The 4,845-nt window shown below is 36.9% G+C and carries 5 protein-coding genes; 1 reads left to right on the top strand and 4 read right to left on the bottom strand.

The features are described from left to right. The first annotated feature begins 424 nt into the window (after positions 1–424). A complete protein-coding gene (locus tag H7K77_RS04485; RefSeq protein ID WP_186576527.1) occupies positions 425–679 on the top strand; it encodes a hypothetical protein in 255 nt (84 codons plus the stop codon). Here the strand turns inward: H7K77_RS04485 and H7K77_RS04480 are convergent, their stop codons facing one another. The 4 genes from H7K77_RS04480 to H7K77_RS04470 form a co-directional block, all read right to left on the bottom strand. Continuing rightward, complete coding sequence (locus H7K77_RS04480; protein WP_186576526.1) at positions 680–1,306, bottom strand: NUDIX hydrolase; 627 nt, start codon at positions 1,304–1,306, stop codon at positions 680–682. It abuts the gene before it with no gap. A gap of 254 nt (positions 1,307–1,560) precedes the next feature. Then, positions 1,561–1,683 carry a hypothetical protein gene (locus H7K77_RS21465; protein ID WP_268911890.1) on the bottom strand — a complete coding sequence of 41 codons (123 nt, stop codon included), beginning with the start codon at positions 1,681–1,683 and terminating at the stop codon, positions 1,561–1,563. Positions 1,684–1,758: 75 nt separating this feature from the next. After that, positions 1,759–2,778: a DUF3231 family protein gene (locus tag H7K77_RS04475; protein ID WP_186576525.1), complete on the bottom strand. Its 1,020-nt coding sequence runs from the start codon at positions 2,776–2,778 to the stop codon at positions 1,759–1,761. Positions 2,779–2,862: 84 nt separating this feature from the next. Further along, positions 2,863–4,671, bottom strand: a complete 1,809-nt coding sequence (locus H7K77_RS04470; protein ID WP_235988831.1) for a DEAD/DEAH box helicase — start codon at positions 4,669–4,671, stop codon at positions 2,863–2,865. Positions 4,672–4,845 lie beyond the last annotated feature (174 nt).

The following is a 4,845-nucleotide window of genomic DNA, read 5'->3' as shown; positions in this document are numbered from 1 at the left end:
GTCGACAGGTCTAAGAAGTGTTAATTACATAGGTTTTAACAACTCATAACAATGAGAAAAAATTTATATAGCGTAGGCAGAATACGGAGACTCCTCGAAAATACAACCCGATTTTCTTCGTGCGATGTATCGCTTCCGTTGCATTCCTTGTCCTGTGGGAATAGCACGTGTCCGAAGATCCCGGAAGAGCGGTCTTTGCGTCACGGGAAGGCTTGAGGCCGTGCCCACGGAAAGCGGAGTATTCTGCCGAAGCGAATGATCGCACCCATCAAATAGTAAATAAGAGAATTACGTACTGGTGATTTTATACAAAATGCGTCAACGGCAAAACATTTAAAAAAAAGCCTCCCTACGCTGTGGGAGGCTTTTGAAACTTTCGGCTTGAAAGTTACGTAATATATTATAATGAAAGGAGGAATTTTACGTGATTGATTTTTTAGTTATTATATTATTAATCCCAATAGATATATGGATATTTATTAAAATTGGTAAGCTAATGTTTGAGGATCTTGATGATTTTTGGCAGTGTGTTAAACATGACTTAACCCCAGACCTTTACTCCTTATTTAAAGGTAGATTATTTAATGATTGGAAAGGGGAATTTCGTTTAGGAATGTTTAGCTTTGCTTGTTTCAGCATTATCCTGGGTGAGCTATTCGTTTTTCTAGTATTCATGTAATTAACCCTGTTCTCTAATTACGTCAATGAAATGAGCGATGATTCTTGCAGTTAATCCCCAAATTACTCTTTCATCGTTTATTACATAAAAGTATTCATCCATTTTTCTAGTGCGCCAATTATAATTTTCTCCACCAACAATAAGATCATAAGGAAAATCTTTTTCTGGTTGAATATCTACATTCACTTGGTAAATAGCTGGATTATTGTTTAAAAAGTAGGTTAATGGAACGGTAAATACATCACCAACCTCCGTAACATTAGGCTTAATTTGTTGAGGATTGGTTATAATACCTACAAATGGATAGACCATCATACCAAAGGGGGATACCATGTAATCTAAAGCATATACATCTGTAATAGATTGTTTATCTAACCCTAACTCCTCAACAGTCTCCCTTATTGCTGTATCTTTTTCGGTCTTATCAGATGGATCTCTTTTTCCACCCGGAAAACAAATATCTCCTGGCTGTCTTCTTAATTTTTCAGACCTGACCTCAAATAAAATATGTTTGTCCCCATCCTGTTCAACAAGAGGAATCAATACTGCAAACTCAGCAAAGCTATCACTACCTAGGATAGTAGGCTTGTGGTCTTTTACTTTTCTTACTATATCAGACAGATTCATTTTGCCACCTCCGGGAATATATTTCCATCATACCGAAACCATTTATTTCTGTCTTTAATTCAACCCTATATAATAATATGTCAAAGAGCTATTTTAACTTATTAGCGGCTTTCGTGCTATCCTTTAGAATTACATTCTCCTAAATCAACATTCAATAAAGTAGCAGTAACATATAAATTTTACGAAGAGAGTATACCATAAAGAACCTTTCCCCAGGTTATGAGAAAAGGTCCAATAATTATATTATTTATTCTCTATAATTGTTTTTGTTCATTTTGCTGTTGTTTATCATCTTCATAGGCAACTAACACTATTCCTAGTTCCAGTTGATTTACCTTTTCTAACTCTTCGTCGATTAAATTTGCAAACTGTTCCATTGTCAGCACCCTATCACTATGTTGTAAAGGTTATCGACTTTAGTTATTGTGTACAGTTGCATACTATTTCAACCATTATTCTTTACTATTTTGATTTGCTAATCTGTCCCGATCATCTACCATTGGTGGCTTTTCTAACCAACCGTTTCTAATCATAATATTTACTCCATCCTCAGCATATAAACCTATCTCTCCAATTAGCTTCGTATATTTAAAAATAAGATCCCTTCGTTGCGCTGCTGATAGTGCTGCACCATAATAACCAATCGCAACCGCAACTAAGCCAACTACATGAAATAGCATTAACTTGTCTGAGAAAGGTGCCTTTGTTGAATTTGTCACCTCTGCTTGCCAACTTTTTGGAACTGGTAGATGATCCTCCTGTAAAAGGGTACCCATTTCTTTTAGTTGTTTCTCACAAATCTTTACGCCTCGTTTAAAATAAGCTCGAAGTTCTTTAGATTTGGTTACTTGCCCAAATGCTATTTCAAGCACAACCTTCACTATCGTTTTTTTCATATTATAGTGTAGCCCACTTATTTCTATCGCATTTAATGGACGTTTCTTACCAAACCAACCCGCAAGATAATCTTGGTCCTTAATAATATCAGCCTGATATGGTGGATTAAGAACAGGTGGTTTACTTAGTATTCCCTTTTCCAACATCAATTCCAATAAGGAGTCGTATAAATCGGAGGTATCTGAAATACACTGTGCATAATACTTCCTTTGGTCTGACCTTATGGATGTTGACATACAAAGGGAATAACTATTCATACCATGAAGTGTCATCACTTGCATATAGATTAAAATTAGATTATCAGTAAACAATGACGGTGCATCTAGATTTACATCTTCTTTTGTAAACCCTTTAGGTATCGGATATTCCTCCCCTTTTAGAAATGTTTTAATTTTTTTAATATGGGATTCCGACAGGTCGACTGCTCTTTTTAAAATTGATTTTATCTTCTGATCATCACAATGCTTTAACAAATATGTAATTACACAAATGGACATGCTATCATTCATATATTGAGTCCAGAGGTTTGCAAGCTCTGGAGATGTTAAGCGATCCTTTGACTTACTGCCAGGCATAAATACTCACTCCTAAAAGTAGAATTGTTCACACATGAACCTATTTTAACTAAGAGTGAGTCTTTTTATTCCTTTAGGCAAAAGCTATATCGTACCAACCTCTTCTTGGACCCAAAACCCACTGAACCTTGCATAGGCTAATGGTTTACCTAAACGTAGCAGGTTATCGGCAAAGTCAATAATTGTACAATATTCCGTACCACCAAATCGAGGTCCCCTCAGACCCCGCCCAACAATTTGTTCATACAAGATAACACTTGTGGTTGGTCTACAAATGACAATGTATTCCGTTTGAGGTGCATCAAATCCAGTCGTTAATACACCGTAATTAAATAAGAAGTTAAGCTTTCCTTTTTGAAAAGCGTCGATATACATTCTACGAGTTGCTTTTGGTGTGTTTGATGATATTGTCGCCGCACGGTAACCTAAGGCATTCATAGTCGAGGAAAGGAACTCTGCGTGCTCAACTGTACAAGCATAAACAAGCGTTCTGGCTCCTTCTGGGATTTCTTTTAATCGTTTTACAATTTGATAATTCCGATATTCATCCTCAGCTAAGACATGTAAAAGTTCAGCGGTAATCCGATCTTCATCAACCTGTACGTTTTGCTCATCAACTTCAAAGGCTCGTCCAGAGTCATAAACAATATGTCTTGGCTTTGCTAAGTAACCTTTGTTTCTAAAGTACGATAATGGATTGGATACGTAAGAAGGATCATCCGTAATCCTCGGTTGTAATAGGTACGCCTGAAACTTGTCCACTAATTTAGTTGTTTCACCATCATTGCGCCCTGGTGTAGCCGTTAATCCACAAATCGGAAACAAATCTGGCCCACATATTTCCTCTGCTCTTTCTAACAATTGGTTATACATAGGTGCTACAGCATGGTGGGCTTCATCAATAATCATAGCACCACACTTATGAAGGATTTTATCAAGGATTTGGTCTCCTTTTTTGATACGTGCATATAGCTGTTGAATACTAGCAATTACAGCCCCACCTACTAGCTGATCCTCCGTAATCTCTTTCCCTCCAAAATACCGATATAGCCTAAGTGATTCTGGGTATTCTTTTTCTTGCCACATCTCTGCGATACAAGAAATTGCCTGTTCGCATAGTTCTTCACTTTGTGCTATCCATATTAAGTATTTTCCTTGGGTAAAGCCTGCATGCATCCACTCAATAAAGCTTTCAACCGCAACTCTAGTCTTCCCTCCGCCTGTCGGTAAGGTAACAACGCAGCGTGTATGTTCTCCCTCTAAACTAAGTACACTTAACATCTCTTCCTTTAATGCTTGTTGAAAATCTGCAAGTGGGGGCACAGCTTTTCTTGCTTCTATATCAATAACAGTATCAACAGCATTTTGCTTAGGAATCGATATACCTGAAAACACCATTGGAAATCCTAATGTTTGGACAAAATCCCTTGGCCAAACTCCACCCATCATCCATTTTTTTGTTACCAATGGGGTTAACATATAGGTAGGAGAGGTAATCACTTTATTAAGTGATGGATTACGCTCATAGAGTCCTACTAATTCTTCTGTAGTCAACTGGCGAAGTAAATATTTGCGAAGCTCTCTTACTGCTTCATCAGAACCACTAAATAGGTAAGCCCCCTTCTCCGCAATAAGCATTCTGACTAATGCCTCTGTTGTCATGGGGCTTTCTCCTAATGATTTTAATAAATAATTAAGTTTAGTTAGGTTCGTTTTTCCAAACAAATTCTTAATTATTTTCTCAGGTACTTTATAACGATCTATTAATAACGTTAAACATTCATTTATGTCGTTTTCACTAGGAAATCCGTTCATCTCTAGTTCCTCCTGTTGCATCATAAGCCTGACACAGCTTACATCATGGCTCTTTTCAACTATTGTTGCTTTTGTCATAATATCTATAAAATCACCAGTACGTAATTCTCTTATTTACTATTTGATGGGTGCGATCACTCGCTTCGGCAGAATACTCCGCTATATAAATTTTTTCTCATTGTTATGAGTTGTTAAAACCTATGTAATTAACACTTCTTAGACCTGTCGACTAGAGAGGAGGATCATGCTAAG

The organism is Aquibacillus kalidii (genome assembly GCF_014280935.1).
In the GTDB taxonomy this organism is placed as follows: Bacteria; Bacillota; Bacilli; order Bacillales; family Amphibacillaceae; genus Aquibacillus_D; species Aquibacillus_D kalidii.
The sequence above is the reverse complement of the archived record's forward strand: the minus strand, read 5'-3'. Positions and strand labels throughout refer to the sequence as shown.

Coding starts and splice junctions, on each gene's coding strand:
- H7K77_RS04480 (WP_186576526.1), bottom strand. CDS start 1,306: ATGAATCTGTCTGATATAGTAAGAAAAGTAAAAGACCACAAGCCTACT.
- H7K77_RS21465 (WP_268911890.1), bottom strand. CDS start 1,683: ATGGAACAGTTTGCAAATTTAATCGACGAAGAGTTAGAAAAGGTAAAT.
- H7K77_RS04475 (WP_186576525.1), bottom strand. CDS start 2,778: ATGCCTGGCAGTAAGTCAAAGGATCGCTTAACATCTCCAGAGCTTGCA.
- H7K77_RS04470 (WP_235988831.1), bottom strand. CDS start 4,671: ATGACAAAAGCAACAATAGTTGAAAAGAGCCATGATGTAAGCTGTGTC.